The organism is Microbacterium sp. NPDC089190 (assembly GCF_040701795.1).
Taxonomy (GTDB): Bacteria; Actinomycetota; Actinomycetes; order Actinomycetales; family Microbacteriaceae; genus Microbacterium; species Microbacterium galbum.
The window spans coordinates 15,050-30,563 of sequence record NZ_JBFBHF010000001.1 but is presented as its reverse complement, the minus strand read 5'-3'; the positions used below and the strand labels follow the sequence as shown (position 1 = coordinate 30,563).

The following is a 15,514-nucleotide window of genomic DNA, read 5'->3' as shown; positions in this document are numbered from 1 at the left end:
CACGTGCGGGCTTTCGTAGGGTGGAGGTCATGGCATCCGCATCCACCCTGAACGTGTCGGCGTACCTGTTCACGCCGCTCGACGACCCGGCAGCCCTCCGGGACGCACTGCGCGAGCAGGCCGGGGCGCGGGGGCTGCGCGGGACGATCCTGCTGGCCGAGGAGGGGATCAACCTCTTCCTGGCGGGGTCCGCCGACGAGGTGCGCGGTTTCGTCGACGATCTCCGGACCGATGCGCGTTTCGCGGCCCTGCAGACGAAGGAGAGCTGGTCGGACGCCGTGCCCTTCGGCGCACTGCGGGTGAAGGTGAAGCGCGAGATCATCCGCATGGATCGCCCCGAGGTGCGTCCGCAGGACGGCCGGGCACCCGCCGTGAGCCCGGAGACCCTGCGCCGGTGGCTCGACCGTGGCAGCGACGACGACGGTCGCGAGGTGGTGCTCGTCGACACGCGCAACGCTTTCGAGGTCGACTACGGCACCTTCGCCGGGGCGCTGGACTGGCGCATCGACCGGTTCACCCAGTTCCCGGCTGCCGCGAGCGCGCACCGCGATGAGCTCGTCGGCAAGACGGTCGTGAGCTTCTGCACCGGCGGCATCCGCTGCGAGAAGGCGGCGCTGTACCTGCGGGACGAGGGCGTCGAGGCGTACCAGCTCGACGGCGGCATCCTCGGGTGGTTCGACGCGCAGGGCGCGGCGCACTGGAGCGGCGACTGCTTCGTGTTCGACGAGCGCGAGGCGCTCGACCCCGCGCTCGCCGCGCGGGTGGGGGCCTGACGTGATCTGGGACCAGCACGCGTGCGCCGAGCTCGTCGAGACCGCCGACCTGACCGAGCTGCACCGCTATCGCGGCGGCGGGGGCGGCCTGGTGTCGCTGAACGTCGGCTTCGCCCCGCACGGCCCCGAGGTCGCGGCATCCGTCCTTCACTCCTTCCGTGCGCAGGTCGAGGCGATCGAGGGGCTCGCGCTGGCGGCATCCGTCGAGGACGTCGACCGCATCGCCGCCGCCGGGGACACCGCGGTGGTGTTCGACCTCGAAGACGTCGCCCCCCTCGGCGGAGACCTCGGCGCGGTGGCCGCTCTCACGGCCCTGGGTGTGCGCACCCTCGGGCCGGTCTACAACCACGCCAACGCCGCCGGCGGCGGGTGCCTCGACGCGGTCGACGACGGCCTCACCGCGTGGGGTCGCGATCTCGTCGCCGAGATGAACGCTCGCGGCATGGTGCCCGACGGCTCGCACGTGGGGGCGCGCACCACCTTCCAGATGTGCGCGGTGTCGACCCGACCGGTCGTCTTCAGCCACTCCAACCTGCGCGCCGTGTGGGATCACCCGCGCAACATCACCGACGATCAGGCCCGCGCCGTCGCCGACACCGGGGGAGTGGTGGGCGTGACCGGTGTCGGCATCTTCCTCGGGCCCAACACCCCGACGCTCGAGGCGATGGTGCGCCACATCGAGCACGCCGTCGGAGTCGTCGGCATCGCGCACGTGGGCGTGAGCACGGACTTCTCCTTCGACTGGGAGACCTTCCGCGACGTGCTGGCGACGAGCCCCGAGCTCTACGACGCCAGCTACACCGCGTGGGGACCGGTTGAATGGATGCCGCCGGAGACCTTCGTTCAGCTCGGCGGCGCCCTCGCGGCGCGGGGCTGGGCCGACGCCGACATCGCCGCGGTGCTCGGCGGGAACTTCCGCCGCGTCGCCCTCGAGAGCTGGGAGGCTCACGCATGACCGCATTCCCCGACGACGCCGTGCTGCGCCGTGCCCGACCCGGTGACGAGGACGGCATCCTCGCCTGCATCCAGGCCCTCGCCGACTACGAGAAGGAGCCGGATGCCGTCGAGAACACCGCGGCGATGATCACCGCGACGCTGTTCGGCGACGAGCCGCGCGCGTTCGCGTTCGTGGTGGCCGGCCCCGACGACGATATTCGCGCGATCGCGATCTGGTTCCTCACCTACTCCACGTGGACGGGCACGCACGGCATCTGGCTCGAGGACCTCTACGTGCACGAGCAGTACCGCTCGCACGGCTACGGGGTCGCTCTGCTCTCGGCGCTCGCCGAGGAGTGCGTGCGGCGCGGGTATTCGCGCCTGGAATGGACGGTGCTGGACTGGAACGAGCCGGCCATCGGCTTCTACCGTGCCCTCGGAGCCGAGGCGCTGGAGGAGTGGACGACGCGCCGGGTGACCGGCGAAGCGCTGCAGACGCTGGCTCAGCGGGGATGACGCAGCGTCCACGTCGAACCGCGCCCCGGCTGACCGGGGCCACGCCGGTTCACCGCCCGAGGTCGGCCCGTACCGCCTCCGCGGCCCGCTGACCCGACACGAGCGCGCCCTGGATCGACGCCGTGTCGCGGTGATCCCCGGCGACGTAACGGCCGTCGCCGAGCCGCACGGGACGACGCCGTCGCAGAGGTGGATCCTGCACGGGGAGGGCTCGGGCGATGTCGTCGCGACGCAGCAGGCGCCAGGGGCGGGTGTCGGCATCCCAGATCTCGGCGAGCTGGCGACGGATGCCGCTCTCCGACGCGTCTGAGGGCAACACGCACGTCGCCTGGATGAGGTGCTGCCCCCGCGGCGCGTAGGTCGGGGCGGTGTTCGTCATCACCGCGGTGTTCACCACCGGGCCGCGACGACGGCCGTCGACCCGGAGCGCGCCGTCGTCCGTCGGTGCCTCGTCGGCGGCGAACCACCACGTCTGCAGGCCCCGCGGCGCGGCGAGCGACACGTCCAAGGCCGGGTCGAGACCGGTGGCGAGGATCACGGCGCGGGCGGTCACGGCATCCTGACCCTCGATGCCCACATGCCAGCCGTGCGCTCGCCGCCGGGTCGAGACCACGCGGTGCGACAGGCGGATGCCGGCTCCCGCTCGCCGGGCGGCGTCGGCGAGCTGCGCGGGGAGAGCGCCGATGCCCGCGGCGGGAACGCCCGGGCGCCCGAGCGCGAAGCTGCGGATGAGCAGGCGGACGAACGCGTCGGAGGTCTCCTGTCGGTCGTCGGCGAGCACGCCGGCCAGGAAGGGTTCGAGCACGGCCTCCCGCAGGGGTCCGCGCAGGCCCGCCCGGTCCCACGCCTCGGCGAGAGCGCGGTCGTCGCCGGTCTTCGCCGCCCGGGCGGTCAGGACGGTCGGACCCGCCCACCGAGCCAGGGGGAGGACATCCGTCGGCCGCACGAGTCCGCTCGCCAGCGTCTCGGGCAGCGACGACGGATGCCGCAGCGGGTGCGCGATCCGCGCCACCCGGTCGTCGAGTCGCACGCCGACCGCCACGGGGAAACGCCGCAGCGCCAGCGCGTCGACGTCGACCCAACGCCGGATCGCGGGATAGGCCGGGTTCAGCACATGGAAGCCGAGATCGAGGCGGAATCCGTCGACGACGTCGGTGCGCTCCCGCCCTCCCACGGCGTCCCCGGCCTCGAGGACGACGACGTCGCGTCCGGCCTCCGCGAGGCGGGTCGCCGCGCGCAGCCCCGCGAGGCCCGCACCGACCACGATGACGTCGTACTCGCTCATGCCGAGAGCCTACGAAGCGCCGTCGTCCCGGCCGTCGGGCTTGCGCGCGCGGCGTCGGATCCTCGAGTGTCCGGAACACGCCGCATCGCGCGAGGGCGTCCGGCGCGTCCGGGACGCTCGACGGCCTGCAGGCCATCGCGGGGGACGCGAAAGGGCCCGGATGCCGTGGCATCCGGGCCCTCTCGATTCGTTACGCGGAGGCTTCCTCACGCTTGGGCAGCACCCAGCCGGGGCGCACGAAGTGGCACGTGTAGCCGTTCGGGATGCGGATCAGGTAGTCCTGGTGCTCGGGCTCGGCCTCCCAGAAGGGCGCCTCCGGCTCGATCGTGGTGACGACCTTCGCCGGCCAGATCCCCGATGCGTCGACATCGGCGATCGTGTCGCGCGCGACCTTCTCCTGCTCGGACGAGAGCGGGAAGATCGCCGAGCGGTAGCTCGTGCCGACGTCGTTGCCCTGGCGGTTCAGGGTCGACGGGTCGTGGATCTGGAAGAAGAACGCCAGGATGTCGCGGTACGTGGTCTTCGCGGGGTCGAAGACGATCTCGACCGCCTCGGCGTGGCCGGGGTGGTTGCGATAGGTCGCGTGGTCGTTCTGCCCGCCGGTGTAGCCGACGCGCGTGTCGAGAACGCCCGGCTGGCGACGGATGAGGTCTTCGACGCCCCAGAAGCAGCCGCCCGCGAGGACGGCGGTCTCGGTGCCGGGGCGGCGGGTGATCTCGCCGGTGTCGGAAGGTCCGCTGGTCATGCTGGTGCTCCTTTTGCGGTCACGGGTGAAGAGGGCGAAGAGGTTCATGAGGCCCGGCTCTCGCGGAACAGGGGGAGGTAGGCGCCGTAGCCCTGCGCCTCGAGCTCCGCGACGGGGACGAAGCGCAGAGCGGCCGAGTTCATGCAGTATCTCAGGCCGCCGGCCTGGCGCGGGCCGTCGTCGAAGACGTGTCCGAGGTGGCTGTCCGCCCCGGCCGAGCGCACCTCGGTGCGCGTCATCCACAGCGTCCGATCGGTCTTCTCCACGACGGCGACGTCGTCGATGGGCTTGGTGAAGCTCGGCCAGCCCGAGCCGCTCTCGAACTTGTCGGTCGAGGAGAACAGGGGCTGCCCCGACACGACGTCGACGTAGATGCCGTCCTCGTGGTTGTCCCAGTACTCGTTGCGGAACGGCGGTTCGGTCGCGTCGTCCTGCGTGACGGCGAACTGGCGGTCGGTGAGGCGGCTCAGCGCCTCCGACGTCTTCCGGTACTCCGTGCTCACGGTTCGTGTCCCTTCGTCATGGCGACCGGTGTCGGCCGTCACAGAAGAGAACGTCGACCGTGCCGGATTTGGTCCCGCCGGGCTGGGAGCGGCCTGTGAGTTCTGTGACGACTCCGGATGCCCGGGGCAAGCCCCGCCGTCGACGTCGAGGCCGCCGTTAGCGTGGCTGCATCACGACCCAGGAGGCACCCATGACCCGCACCATCGTCATCACCGGCGCGAGCGACGGCATCGGCGCCGCCTCCGCGAAGCAGCTCGCGCAGCTCGGCGAGGAGGTCGTGGTGGTGGGGCGCAATCCCGACAAGACCGCGCGCGTCGCGCGGACGCTCGGCGTGGACTCGTTCGTGGCCGACTTCAGCGATCTGGCCCAGGTGCGCGAGCTCGCGGCATCCCTCCTCCAGCGGTACCCGCGCATCGACGTGCTCGCCAACAACGCCGGGGGCGTGTTCGGCGAGCGCACGCTCACCACGGACGGATACGAGACGACGTTCCAGGTGAACCACCTCGCGCCGTTCCTGCTGACGAACCTGCTGCTCGAGCGCCTCATCGACTCCGACGCCTCGGTGATCCAGACCTCCAGCGCCGCGGCGAAGCTCTTCCCGCGCTTCGACATCGACGACCTGCAGGGCGCTCGCCGCTACTCCTCCACGAACGCCTACGGCAACGCCAAGCTCGCGAACGTCCTGTTCACCAAGGAGCTGAACCGCCGGTTCGGCGACCAGGGCCTGTCGGCGGTGGCCTTCCACCCCGGGGTGATCGCGTCGAACTTCGGGGCCTCCAGCAATGGCCCGTGGAAGTTCCTGTACGGTGGCCCGTTGGCGCAGCGCCTGATGACCTCGACGTCGGTGGGCGGGGCGCGATTGACCTGGCTCGCACTCGGCAAGCCCGGCGTCGATTGGGAGCCGGGCGGCTTCTACGCGAACAACAAGCCCGCGAAGACCAACAAGCTCGCCGACGACCCCGCCGTCGCGAAGCAGCTGTGGGAGCGCAGCGCGGCGCTCGCGGACCTCGCCGGCTGACGCGAGAACCCGGGCCAGAGTGCCGGGGTGATCGGGAAGCGGAAGCCTGCGTGGGCACCCGCTTGCTACGGTGAGTCGGTCGAGGAGGCGGGAGATGGCCACGGAGAGGAAAGTGGTGGGTCCCTGCGCCATGTGGCCCGAGGACAGCGCCTTCATCAGGGAAGTACTGGATCGCATCGGCGACAAGTGGACCGTCCTGGTGCTCAGCACCCTCGGTGAACGGACGCTGCGCTACTCCGACCTGATGGCGAGCATCCCGGGCGTCTCGCAGCGCATGCTGACGGTCACCCTGAAGGCGCTCGAGCGCGACGGGCTCGTGGAGCGACGGGCGTACGCGGAAGTCCCGCCGAGGGTCGAGTATCGGGTGACCCCTCTGGGCAGGTCTTTGCAGCAAGCCGTCCTGCAACTCTCGCAGTGGGCGGTGGAGAACCACGCGACGGTGGCGGCGAACAGAGCCCTGCACGAGCGGATCGGTGTGGGCCGAGCCGGTTCTCGCGCCGAGACGTCAGCCTCCGTCGGCTGAGGCGGCGGCGGGGCCACGCCGGTTTCGCACGCGCACCTGCGCCTTCGTCGGGCACGCGGAAGTGCCTTTTGTGAACGATCTTCCACAGTCGGATGATGTTGCTACGCACTACAAGTGAGGTAAGCGACATGACTGATGACAACCCGTCTGAGACGTCCCGACCCGTCGTGATCGAGGTCTGGAGCGACCTGGGGTGCCCCTGGTGCTACGTCGGCAAGCACCGGCTCCAGGAGGCGATCGCCGGGCGCACCGACGGAGACCGATTCGAGTTGCGTCTGCGCTCCTTCGAGCTGAACCCGGGTGCCCCGACGACCCCCGAGACGATCGAGAGCGCCTTCATTCGCTCGCACGGCGGCGACGCCCAGATCGTCGTCCAGGCGGAGCGGCGCATCCAGGCTCTCGCACAGAGCGAGGGACTGCCGTTCTCGGTCGACCGATTGAACGCGAACACCTCCGACTTCCACCGCGTCTTCCAGTTCGCGAAGGACCAGGGCGTCGGTCTCGAGTTCTTCTCACTCGTGCAGGACCGGTTCTTCGCGGGCGACCTCAACCCGTTCGCCGCGGATTCTCTCTCGGCGGCCGGCGCCGAGGTGGGCCTCTCCGCAGACCGGGTCCGCGAGGTGCTCGCCGGAGACGAGTACGCCGATGCGGTCCGGGAAGACATCGAGGAGGGCCGGCGTCTGGGCGTGCAGGGTGTGCCGTTCGCGGTCTTCGACCGTCGACTGGCCGCGTCCGGGGCCCAGTCCGTGAATGGCTACGCGCAGGCGCTCGCCCAGACCATCGCCTCCGCCCCTTCAGAACCGACGCCGCCGACGGAAACGGAACGCCCATGACCACCCTCCTCGTTCTCGGCGGCAGCGGACGCACCGGCGTCCATGTCCTGTCCCAGGCAGTCGAACGCGGTCATCGCGTTAACGCGCTCGTTCGCAACCCCGACGCCCTGGTGGCACCCGATGGCGTCGAGCTCGTCGCCGGAACGCCCGCTCGCATCGACGACATCCGCCGCGCCGCGGAAGGCGCCGACGCGGTGGTCAGCGCGTTGAACAACTCGCGGGCCAGCGACAACCCCTGGGCCACACCCGTCAGCCCGCCCGCGTTCATGACCGACGCGACCCGCGACACCCTCACGGTCATGACGGAGAACGGCATCCGCCGGATCGCCGTCGCCTCCACGCAAGGCGCCGGCGACTCCTGGCCCGCGTTGAACCCCCTGATGAAGGGGCTCATCAAGACCTCCGGAATCCGCCACGGGTACACCGATCACCATGGCGTCGATGCGGTGGTCCGCGCGTCCGACGCGGAATGGGTGATGGCCCGCTCAGTCGCCCTCTCCGACGCGCCCTCCCGCGGAGCCGCGCGCGCCGCGCTCGTGGGCACGGAGAAGCCGGGGTTCAGCATCAGCCGCGCCGACGTCGCCCGCTTCCTCCTCGACTCCCTCGAAGACGACACCTGGCTCCGACAGGCGCCGCTGATCTGGAACGACCGCTGATCCTGCTCTCCTCGGCGCTGCTTCTCCGCCCGGCCGTCCCCGTCGCGCCTCGGGTGGGAGCCTCCCGCGCGCTCCTCTCACGACAGAGCCCGCCGCGCCTGGCGCCGGGTACCGACGCTGAACCTACGTAATCCCTATGCATCCGCCCACCCGCCCGCTTTCTTGGAGCCGTCTGGGGAGCGCGCGGGCACGCTGAGCGCATGACCGCAGCACCCGTCCTCACCGCCCCGCCCGCAGCCGTGCCCGCGCGCCGCGCGGTGCGGCCGCGCACGAGCAACCGGGCCGCCTGGAACCTCGCAGCCGTCACGGTCGTGTGGGCGACGAGCCTGATCGTGGTGGCGGTGTGGGTCTCCGGCGGCGAGGTCCAGGCGCTGCTCGCGGGGGGAGGCGACACCCTCAACGCCCTCGGCCGGGCAGCGGGCCTGGCATCCGCCAACCTCCTCTTCTACCAGGTGCTGCTCATGGCGCGCGTGCCGCTGTTCGAGCGCGGCTTCGGTCGTGACGGGATCACCCGCATGCACCGGATCGTCGGCTTCTGGTCGTTCGCTCTTTTCATCGCGCACATCGCCCTGCAGATCCTCGGGTACGCGGTCTCGGCGGGGCTCAACCCGCTGGTGCAGGCGTGGGAGTTCGTGTGGGACTACCCGGGCATGCTGCTGGCGACCGCGGGCACCGGCCTGCTGCTGCTCGTTGTGGTCACCTCGGTGCGCAGGGCCCGCCGTCGTCTGCGGTACGAGTCGTGGCATCTGCTGCACCTCTACGGCTATCTCGGGGTCGGCCTCGCGATCCCGCACATGCTGTGGACGGGCGCCGACTTCACCGCCGACCCCGCCGCGACCGTGTACTGGTGGACGATGTGGGCTCTCACGGCCGCCGCGGTGATCGTGTTCCGGCTCGGGATGCCGTTGACCCGGTCGCTCGGTCACGGCATCCGGGTGAGCGCCGTCGAACGTGACGGCGACCGCGGGGTGTCGGTGCGCCTGACGGGCCGCCGGCTCGGGGCGTTGAACGCCCGGGGCGGGCAGTTCTTCGTCTGGCGCTTCCTCGACGGATCCGGCTGGACGCGCGGGCACCCCTTCTCACTCGCCGCGGCCCCCGACGGCCGCGAGCTCGTGATCTCCGCCCGCCTGGTGGGCGACGGCACGCACCGGCTCGCCGCCCTGCGTCCCGGCACGCGCGTGCTGATCGAGGGGCCCTACGGCACGCTCACGACCGACGAGCGGCGCGGGCGCGAGCTGCTGATGATCGGCGCCGGGGCGGGCGTCGCCCCGCTCGTCGCCCTGCTCCAGGAGGCCCGCTGGGCCCCCGGCGAGGCGACGCTGCTCGTGCGCGACCACACCGCGGGCGACGCGCTCCGCGTCGACGCGATCCAGCGCCTCGAGCGGGAGCGGGGCCTGCGGCACGCGGCGCTGCCCGGCCCGCGCGCGGCCACCGCCTCGCCGTGGCTCCCGCAGTCGCACGCTTCGTGGGCGGGTGCCGATCTCGTGCGGTACGTGGCTCCTCGTCCCGCCGACACCGACGTCTATCTCTGCGGCCCCCGTCCCTGGATGGACGCCGTGCGCACCGACCTCCGCCGTGCCGGCGTCCCGTCGGCTCAGATCCATCTCGAAGCCTTCACCGTCTGAGGAGGACCCGATGAAACGAATCGTCTACGCCGTCATGGCCACGGTGACGGGCCTCGTGCTGCTCTTCAGCTACCGCACCTCGGTCGCCCCGGATTCCGCCGGCGCGCTGTCGGACGTCGCTCCCGTGTCCACGGGAACGACGGCGGCCGCCCCCGCGCCGACCCCGTCCGCGTCGTCGTCGTCGTCGTCGAGCTCCTCGGCATCCGGGTCCTCGTCGTCCGGCGCGGCCGGCCAGACCACCTCCCGCGGACTCCGCGACGGCACGTACGCCGGCTCGTCCGCGACCACCCGGTACGGACCGGTGCAGGTGCAGATCACGGTGTCGGGCGGCTCGATCACCGACGTGCAGGTGCCCGAGTACCCCTCGTCGAACGGACGCGACCAGCAGATCAACTCGCGCGCGCTGCCCACCTTGATGCAGGAGACGATCCAGGCGCAGAGCGCGCAGGTCGACATGGTCTCCGGTGCCACGTATACGAGCACCGGGTACCGCACCTCGCTGCAGTCCGCCCTCGACCAGGCCCGATCGTGACGGCGCCGGCGTTCACGGTGACCGAGCCGGTGATGGGGACCGTCGCCTCGCTGACGGTCAAGGGCACCCGCACCGTCGCCGTCGAGACGGCGTTCGCCGCGGCCCTCGCCCGCCTGCGCGACGACGAGCGCGTGTTCTCGACCTACCGCGTGGACTCCGACGTCTCGCGCCTGCGCGACGAGGGCCTCGAACTCGGCGAGCTCGATGCGCGGGTCGCCGAGGTCGCGGAGCGATGCCGCGATCTGCGCCTCGCGTCGGGCGGTCGTTTCGACGCGCACTGGCAGGGCTGGTTCGATCCGACCGGGTATGTGAAGGGGTGGTCGGTGGATGCCGCGGCCGCGGCGTTCGACGAACTGCTCGCGGACGGGGTCGTCGAAGCGGTCGGCCTCAACGTCGGGGGAGACATGCGTCTGCGCACGGCCCCGGGGAGCGAGCACGCGTGGACGGTCGGAATCGCCCACCCCGTGCACGCGGGCGTCCTGCTCGCGACGGTCGAGATCGTCGACGGGGCCGTCGCGACCTCAGGCACCGCCGAGCGCGGAGCCCACCTCGTCGATCCGCGCACCGGCGAGCGCCGCGCGGGCCCGGTCAGCGCGACGGTGCTGGCGGACGACCTCGCCACCGCCGACGCGTGGGCGACGGTCGCGGCGATCGCCGGCGTCGACGACTTCGCATGGATGCCGGCGGCACCCGTGGCATCCGGGGTGGTGTGGGAGCACGGTGACGTCAGACGCTTCGCGGGCGGCGTCGAGGTGACGGCGTTCCGCTCCGCCGTGGCGGGCTGACCGCGCTTCTCAGCGGGCGCGCGGCAGACGCAGCGCGAACACCGTGCCCGCCGGTGACGTGCTTTCCACCTCGATCCGTCCGCCGGCGCGCGTCGCGGCCTCGCGCGCCAGCGAGAGCCCGAGACCGAAGCCGCGACGCCGGCCCGACTCGGCGCCGCGCGCGAAGCGTTCGAAGATGCGGGGGAGGTCGGCATCCGCGATCCCGTGCCCCTCGTCGGCCACCCGGATCACGACGTCGTCCCCCTCGTCGCGGGCCGTGACCGTCACCGTCCCGGCGGCGGGCGTGTGACCGACGGCGTTGTCGAGCAGCGCGGTGCACATGCGCACCACCGTGACCGCGGGGACGGCGACGACGACATCGGCGAGGGCGCCGGTGCGCACATTTACCCCCGCGTCGTCGGCGAGCGCGTCGAGGCCGGCGACGGCCGCGCGCACGCTGTCCGCGGTCGAGGAGGTGCCGGTCTGGGCCGCCCCTTCGGCGGTGAGCAGCATGTCGGTGAGCACGTCGTCGAGCACCTGCGCGTCACGACGCAGCTGCGCGACCGGCTCGTCGGCGGGTTCGGCGCGCTGCAGGCGCCGCTGGACGATCTGGATACGACTGGTCAACGCCGTGAGCGGGGTGCGCAACTCGTGACTCGCGTCCGACACGAAGGCGCGCTGGCGGCGGAGCGCGTCGTCGAGCGGACCCACCGACCAGCGCGCGGCGGCCCAGCCCACGAGCCCGAGCACCACGACCCCCACCAGTCCGAGCCCGATGACCCACGGCAGCACGTCGTCGAGATCGACGACGAAGCGGTCGCCGCCGGGGGGCCCGAACCCCGGGCGGTGCCCACCCCCCTCCTCGCGCGCGCCCGACACGAGCACCCAGACCAGGATGCCGACGCCCCCCGCGATCGCGACGGCGGAGGCCCCCGCCACGAGCGCCCCGACGCGCAGGGCGGCACGTCGGACGACCCGACGGTCGTCCTCGGCGCTCACCGAGCGGCCCCCGCGCGGTAGCCGCGTCCGCGCACCGTCTCGATGACCTCCGTGGCGGTCTTGCGGCGCACGTAATGGACGTAGGTGTCAACGGAGGTCACCGCATCGGGCGAACGGAACACGGCGCCCGCGATCTCCTCGCGCGAGAAGACGTGATCGGGGCTGCGGCTGAGCAGGTCGAGGACGGCGTTCTCGGTCGCCGTCAGGGCCACGCGCGCCCCGCTCGGGCCGTAGGCGACGCGGGTGTCGGGGAGGTAGGTCCAGTCGGACACCTCGCGCCGACGTCCCTCCGCCCGGAAGGCGCGAAGGAGTGCGCGGAGCCGTGCGAGCAGTTCGTCGAAGTCGAAGGGCTTGAGCAGGTAGTCGTTCGCGCCGGCATCCAGGCCGTCCACCCGGTCGGACACCGCGCCCAGGGCCGTCAGCATGAGCACCGGCGTCGTGATGTGCGCGGCGCGCAGGGAGCGCACGATCTCGGCCCCGTCGCAGCCGGGAAGGCGCCGGTCGAGCACGACGACGTCGAAACGGTCGCGCAGCGCGCGCTCGCGGCCGGCGAGCCCGTCGCTCTCATGGGTGACGTCGTAGACCTCGCGCAGCACCTCGAGCGTCATGGCCGCGATCTCGGCGTCGTCCTCGACGAAGAGCAGCCGCGCGCGCGGCGCGGGAGCAGCCGTGGTCACCGCGCCCCGGCCACGGGCGGGTGCACGGTCCATCCGAAGCGCTCGAGCGCCGCGTGCAGTCGGCGTGCCTGCGCCCACGCGATCGCGCCCGAGGTGTCGGAGTAGACGTCGATCGCGAACGGCGGCGGGTCGGCGAACTTGGGGATCTCGACCTCGGCCCACGCGTGCGGGGCGAGCCACACGCGCGGCCGTGCGGTACCGGCATCCTCGACGTTCCCGTCCGCCGCGAAGGCGATGGCGTCGAGGGCGTCGATCTTGGTGATCGGCATGTTCACGACGAGGGTCACGGCGTGCAGCTGCGGCGTCATCACGGTCCTCCCGACCTTCATCCTGACACGCCGTCGCGGGCGGCGGGCCGGTGGATCGAAGGCGTCGATCGACGCAAAGCAGGCTCATAGGAATGCGCAGGGCCCGCGCAGGGTGCCCCGCGCATCCTCGATCCGACGACACACCCACCGAGAGCCGGGAGGCGACCGTGAGCAGGATCCCCGAGACCCAGATGACCCCCGAGGGCCCGACCTACGAGGGGCGGTTGCTCGACCGGGCCGATGAGCCCGTCGTCGACCAGGGAGCGCCGTTCGACATCCGCACGCTCGTCTCCCGGCGCGGCATCCTGGGGCTGGTCGTGCTGGGCGCGGGGGCGGCGACCCTCGCCGCGTGCACGCCGGCGGCGACCGGGTCCACGGCGACGACCGCGACGCCCACGGCGACGCCGACGGCGACCACGACCCCCTCGGCGACCCCCACGCCCTCCGCATCCGCGACGACGACCGCTGCGGCTCTGCCCGCGGGAGAGATCCCCGACGAGACCGCCGGGCCCTACCCCGGCGACGGCTCGAACGGCGTCGATGTGCTCGAGCAGTCCGGGATCGTGCGCAGCGATCTGCGCTCCAGCCTCGACGGCGGAGCCACGGCCACGGGCGTCCCCATGACGCTGAACCTCACGATCTTCGACACCGCGGGCGGCGATGTGCCCTTCGCCGGAGCCGCCGTGTACGTCTGGCACTGCGACACCGAGGGGAACTACTCGATGTACTCCTCCGGCATCGAGAACGAGACCTATCTCCGCGGGGTGCAGGTGGTCGGTGACGACGGCGTCGTCTCCTTCACCTCGATCTTCCCCGGCTGCTACGACGGTCGCTGGCCCCACATCCACTTCGAGGTGTATCCGAACGTGGATGCCATCACCGATTCATCCAACGCCATCGCCACCTCGCAGGTCGCCCTGCCGCAGGCCACCTGCGAGACGGTCTACGCCGACACCGCCACGTACCCGTCCTCGGCGTCCAACCTCTCCCGCGTCTCGCTCGACAGCGACAACGTCTTCGGCGACGACGGGGGAGTGCTCGAGCTCGCCACGACCTCGGGCGACAACGCGACCGGCTGGACCGTCTCGCTCGGCGTCCGCGTCGACACCACCACCACCCCGACCGCGGGCGCCATGCCCGGCGGCCGCTGACCAGGAAGGACCCTCCCATGCTGCAGAACCTCACCGGCTGGCACGCCCTCATCGTGCTCGCCGTCATCGTGCTCATCTTCGGCGCTGCGAGGCTGCCGGCCCTCGCCCGCAGCCTCGGGCAGTCCGTGCGCATCCTCAAGACCGAGGTCGGCGACTCCGGGGCCGACACCGGTGCCGTCCCGGCCGACCGGACCGACGACCGTATCCCGCTGACCACGGCCGTGCCCGTCAGCTCCCCGCCGAGCACGACATGACCACCGTCGCCGCCCCCACCGCTGCGGCGCCTCGACCCGAGGCGCCGCGGTCGGCCCCCATGCCCGTCGCCGCCCACCTCGACGAGGCCACCCGCCGCGCGATGCGGGCGGCGCTCGCCGTCGCGATCGGGGCCCTCGTCGGCTGGTTCCTCTACGAGCCCCTGATGGAGCTGCTCCGTGCCCCGATCGCGCAGATCGCCGCCGAGCGTGACGCGAGCCTCAACTTCGACAGCGTCACGGGGGCGTTCGACCTGCGCCTGCGGTCCGCGCTGGTGACGGGCGTCGTGCTCGCCAGCCCCGTCTGGCTGTACCAGGTGTTCGCGTTCGTGCTGCCGGGGCTCACCCGTCGCGAGCGGCGCTACGTGCTCGGATCGGTCGGAGCCGCGGTGCCGCTGTTCGCCGCCGGGTGCGCCACGGGGGTGCTGCTGTTCCCGCACATGGTGTCGGTGCTCACGGGATTCGCCGCGAGCGAGGACTCCACGATCCTCGACGCCGGCGCCTACGTCGACTTCGTCCTGAAGATCATGGTCGCCACCGGCGTCGCCTTCGTGCTGCCCGTCGTGCTGGTGGTGCTGAACCTCGCCGGCCTCCTGTCCGCCGTCACCCTGGCCCGCAGCTGGCGGTACGCCCTGGTCGCGATCGTGCTGTTCAGCGCGATGGCCACGCCATCCGCCGACGTGCTGTCGATGTTCCTCGTCGCCGTCCCGATGTCCGCGCTGTACGCGACCGCGCTGCTCATCGCCGCCCTGCACGACCGGAGGCTCGCCCGCGGGACGGCCTCCACGATGCAAGAGGAACCGACGTGTTCGGTCTGACGTTCGAGAAGCTCCTGCTCGTGGGCCTCATCGCCGCGGTCGTCCTGGGCCCGCAGCGCCTCCCCGTCGTCGTCGGCCGCGCGGCGGCCCTGGTGGGGGACCTGCGTCGAACGGTGGATGCCGCCCGGGTGCGCGCGGCCGAGGAGATCGGCGTCCCCGTCGACGCCCCGCAGTGGCGCGCCCTGGATCCGCGTCGGTACGACCCCCGCCGCATCGTCGCCGAGGCGCTCGCGGCGCCGTCGGTCGAAGGGATGAATGCCACGGCGTCGACGAGGAGGAAGATCGAGGAGCAGGCGACGGTACTCCCTCCGACGAACACCTCGCCGGGGGAGGTCGGTGCCGCCTCCGACGGCGCCGCGCCGACTCCCGCGCCCGAAGCGCCCGCCCACGGGATGCGCCGTATCCGCGGGGGGACCTCGGCGCACCCTCGGTGGATCGTCGTTCCCGTGGACGCGCCCCTCGAGGACCCGGACACGAGTGCGAACGGCGGCGTGCCGACCGTCCCGTTGACGCCGCCGACAGGCTCGACGGGCGCGGACGCGATGGACACTGGACCGCGGCCCCCCGCTCTGCTCTACTGAGCCCGGACCGGTCGCGCGA

General features: G+C 72.2%; 20 protein-coding genes. 14 read left to right on the top strand and 6 right to left on the bottom strand.

All coding sequences use genetic code 11. The annotated features are described in order from the left end of the window. Window positions 1-29 precede the first annotated feature (29 nt). Genes AB0230_RS00155 through AB0230_RS00145 form a run of 3 tightly spaced genes read left to right on the top strand, consistent with a single transcriptional unit; the run spans window position 30 to window position 2,225 of the window. Window positions 30-773: a sulfurtransferase gene (locus tag AB0230_RS00155; protein ID WP_315992923.1), complete on the top strand. Its 744-nt coding sequence runs from the start codon at window positions 30-32 to the stop codon at window positions 771-773. A gap of 1 nt (window position 774) precedes the next feature. Then, window positions 775-1,728: a membrane dipeptidase gene (locus AB0230_RS00150; protein ID WP_366373278.1), complete on the top strand. Its 954-nt coding sequence runs from the start codon at window positions 775-777 to the stop codon at window positions 1,726-1,728. Then, window positions 1,725-2,225, top strand: coding sequence for a GNAT family N-acetyltransferase (locus AB0230_RS00145; protein WP_366373276.1), 501 nt, complete (start codon window positions 1,725-1,727; stop codon window positions 2,223-2,225). Before AB0230_RS00150 ends, AB0230_RS00145 begins: the two co-directional genes overlap by 4 nt. Window positions 2,226-2,274: 49 nt before the next feature. On the opposite strand, the gene AB0230_RS00140 is transcribed toward AB0230_RS00145, so the two are convergent. The 3 genes from AB0230_RS00140 to msrB form a co-directional block, all read right to left on the bottom strand. Continuing rightward, window positions 2,275-3,510, bottom strand: coding sequence for an NAD(P)/FAD-dependent oxidoreductase (locus AB0230_RS00140; protein WP_366373273.1), 1,236 nt, complete (start codon window positions 3,508-3,510; stop codon window positions 2,275-2,277). A 190-nt stretch (window positions 3,511-3,700) separates the two neighbouring features. Further along, window positions 3,701-4,255, bottom strand: coding sequence for a peptide-methionine (S)-S-oxide reductase MsrA (gene msrA / locus AB0230_RS00135; RefSeq protein WP_366373271.1), 555 nt, complete (start codon window positions 4,253-4,255; stop codon window positions 3,701-3,703). Window positions 4,256-4,299: 44 nt separating this feature from the next. After that, window positions 4,300-4,758: a peptide-methionine (R)-S-oxide reductase MsrB gene (gene msrB, locus AB0230_RS00130; protein WP_315992918.1), complete on the bottom strand. Its 459-nt coding sequence runs from the start codon at window positions 4,756-4,758 to the stop codon at window positions 4,300-4,302. 191 nt (window positions 4,759-4,949) lie between these two features. On the opposite strand from msrB, the gene AB0230_RS00125 reads away from it, so the two are divergent. The 7 genes from AB0230_RS00125 (at window position 4,950) to AB0230_RS00095 (ending at window position 10,731) form a co-directional block, all read left to right on the top strand. After that, window positions 4,950-5,777 carry an SDR family NAD(P)-dependent oxidoreductase gene (locus tag AB0230_RS00125; RefSeq protein WP_366373268.1) on the top strand — a complete coding sequence of 276 codons (828 nt, stop codon included), beginning with the start codon at window positions 4,950-4,952 and terminating at the stop codon, window positions 5,775-5,777. Between the two features lie 94 nt (window positions 5,778-5,871). Then, window positions 5,872-6,300, top strand: a complete 429-nt coding sequence (locus tag AB0230_RS00120) for a helix-turn-helix domain-containing protein (protein ID WP_366373266.1) — start codon at window positions 5,872-5,874, stop codon at window positions 6,298-6,300. A gap of 128 nt (window positions 6,301-6,428) precedes the next feature. Further along, entirely contained in the window at window positions 6,429-7,133 is a 705-nt protein-coding gene (locus tag AB0230_RS00115) for a DsbA family oxidoreductase (RefSeq protein WP_366373264.1), read from the top strand. Then, a complete protein-coding gene (locus AB0230_RS00110; RefSeq protein WP_366373262.1) occupies window positions 7,130-7,789 on the top strand; it encodes an NAD(P)H-binding protein in 660 nt (219 codons plus the stop codon). The genes AB0230_RS00115 and AB0230_RS00110 overlap by 4 nt, the downstream gene beginning before the upstream one ends. A gap of 200 nt (window positions 7,790-7,989) precedes the next feature. Continuing rightward, complete coding sequence (locus tag AB0230_RS00105; RefSeq protein WP_366373260.1) at window positions 7,990-9,414, top strand: ferric reductase-like transmembrane domain-containing protein; 1,425 nt, start codon at window positions 7,990-7,992, stop codon at window positions 9,412-9,414. A gap of 10 nt (window positions 9,415-9,424) precedes the next feature. After that, window positions 9,425-9,946 carry an FMN-binding protein gene (locus AB0230_RS00100; RefSeq protein ID WP_366373258.1) on the top strand — a complete coding sequence of 174 codons (522 nt, stop codon included), beginning with the start codon at window positions 9,425-9,427 and terminating at the stop codon, window positions 9,944-9,946. 32 nt (window positions 9,947-9,978) lie between these two features. Then, window positions 9,979-10,731, top strand: coding sequence for an FAD:protein FMN transferase (locus AB0230_RS00095; protein ID WP_366373257.1), 753 nt, complete (start codon window positions 9,979-9,981; stop codon window positions 10,729-10,731). Between the two features lie 9 nt (window positions 10,732-10,740). Here AB0230_RS00095 and AB0230_RS00090 read toward each other — a convergent pair whose 3' ends face one another. Genes AB0230_RS00090 through AB0230_RS00080 form a run of 3 tightly spaced genes read right to left on the bottom strand, consistent with a single transcriptional unit; the run spans window position 10,741 to window position 12,694 of the window. Further along, window positions 10,741-11,709 (bottom strand): HAMP domain-containing sensor histidine kinase, encoded by a 969-nt coding sequence (locus tag AB0230_RS00090; RefSeq protein ID WP_366373255.1) that lies wholly within the window; start codon window positions 11,707-11,709, stop codon window positions 10,741-10,743. Then, window positions 11,706-12,419, bottom strand: coding sequence for a response regulator transcription factor (locus AB0230_RS00085; RefSeq protein WP_366373253.1), 714 nt, complete (start codon window positions 12,417-12,419; stop codon window positions 11,706-11,708). The genes AB0230_RS00090 and AB0230_RS00085 overlap by 4 nt, the downstream gene beginning before the upstream one ends. Continuing rightward, window positions 12,383-12,694, bottom strand: coding sequence for a hypothetical protein (locus AB0230_RS00080; protein ID WP_315992908.1), 312 nt, complete (start codon window positions 12,692-12,694; stop codon window positions 12,383-12,385). The genes AB0230_RS00085 and AB0230_RS00080 overlap by 37 nt, the downstream gene beginning before the upstream one ends. Before the next feature lie 167 nt (window positions 12,695-12,861). Here AB0230_RS00080 and AB0230_RS00075 point away from each other — a divergent pair, with 167 nt between their 5' ends. From AB0230_RS00075 to AB0230_RS00060, 4 genes are read left to right on the top strand one after another with little or no spacing between them, the layout of a single operon-like run. Beyond that, entirely contained in the window at window positions 12,862-13,845 is a 984-nt protein-coding gene (locus tag AB0230_RS00075; protein WP_315992907.1) for a 3,4-dioxygenase subunit beta, read from the top strand. Between the two features lie 17 nt (window positions 13,846-13,862). Continuing rightward, window positions 13,863-14,099, top strand: a complete 237-nt coding sequence (locus tag AB0230_RS00070) for a twin-arginine translocase TatA/TatE family subunit (RefSeq protein ID WP_366373250.1) — start codon at window positions 13,863-13,865, stop codon at window positions 14,097-14,099. After that, entirely contained in the window at window positions 14,096-14,914 is an 819-nt protein-coding gene (gene tatC / locus AB0230_RS00065; RefSeq protein ID WP_366373248.1) for a twin-arginine translocase subunit TatC, read from the top strand. Before AB0230_RS00070 ends, tatC begins: the two co-directional genes overlap by 4 nt. Next, window positions 14,902-15,495 carry a hypothetical protein gene (locus AB0230_RS00060; protein WP_366373246.1) on the top strand — a complete coding sequence of 198 codons (594 nt, stop codon included), beginning with the start codon at window positions 14,902-14,904 and terminating at the stop codon, window positions 15,493-15,495. Before tatC ends, AB0230_RS00060 begins: the two co-directional genes overlap by 13 nt. Window positions 15,496-15,514 lie beyond the last annotated feature (19 nt).

Coding starts and splice junctions, on each gene's coding strand:
- AB0230_RS00155 (WP_315992923.1), top strand. CDS start 30: ATGGCATCCGCATCCACCCTGAACGTGTCGGCGTACCTGTTCACGCCG.
- AB0230_RS00145 (WP_366373276.1), top strand. CDS start 1,725: ATGACCGCATTCCCCGACGACGCCGTGCTGCGCCGTGCCCGACCCGGT.
- AB0230_RS00140 (WP_366373273.1), bottom strand. CDS start 3,510: ATGAGCGAGTACGACGTCATCGTGGTCGGTGCGGGCCTCGCGGGGCTG.
- msrA (WP_366373271.1), bottom strand. CDS start 4,255: ATGACCAGCGGACCTTCCGACACCGGCGAGATCACCCGCCGCCCCGGC.
- AB0230_RS00125 (WP_366373268.1), top strand. CDS start 4,950: ATGACCCGCACCATCGTCATCACCGGCGCGAGCGACGGCATCGGCGCC.
- AB0230_RS00120 (WP_366373266.1), top strand. CDS start 5,872: ATGGCCACGGAGAGGAAAGTGGTGGGTCCCTGCGCCATGTGGCCCGAG.
- AB0230_RS00115 (WP_366373264.1), top strand. CDS start 6,429: ATGACTGATGACAACCCGTCTGAGACGTCCCGACCCGTCGTGATCGAG.
- AB0230_RS00110 (WP_366373262.1), top strand. CDS start 7,130: ATGACCACCCTCCTCGTTCTCGGCGGCAGCGGACGCACCGGCGTCCAT.
- AB0230_RS00105 (WP_366373260.1), top strand. CDS start 7,990: ATGACCGCAGCACCCGTCCTCACCGCCCCGCCCGCAGCCGTGCCCGCG.
- AB0230_RS00100 (WP_366373258.1), top strand. CDS start 9,425: ATGAAACGAATCGTCTACGCCGTCATGGCCACGGTGACGGGCCTCGTG.
- AB0230_RS00095 (WP_366373257.1), top strand. CDS start 9,979: ATGGGGACCGTCGCCTCGCTGACGGTCAAGGGCACCCGCACCGTCGCC.
- AB0230_RS00085 (WP_366373253.1), bottom strand. CDS start 12,419: ATGGACCGTGCACCCGCCCGTGGCCGGGGCGCGGTGACCACGGCTGCT.
- AB0230_RS00080 (WP_315992908.1), bottom strand. CDS start 12,694: ATGACGCCGCAGCTGCACGCCGTGACCCTCGTCGTGAACATGCCGATC.
- AB0230_RS00070 (WP_366373250.1), top strand. CDS start 13,863: ATGCTGCAGAACCTCACCGGCTGGCACGCCCTCATCGTGCTCGCCGTC.
- tatC (WP_366373248.1), top strand. CDS start 14,096: ATGACCACCGTCGCCGCCCCCACCGCTGCGGCGCCTCGACCCGAGGCG.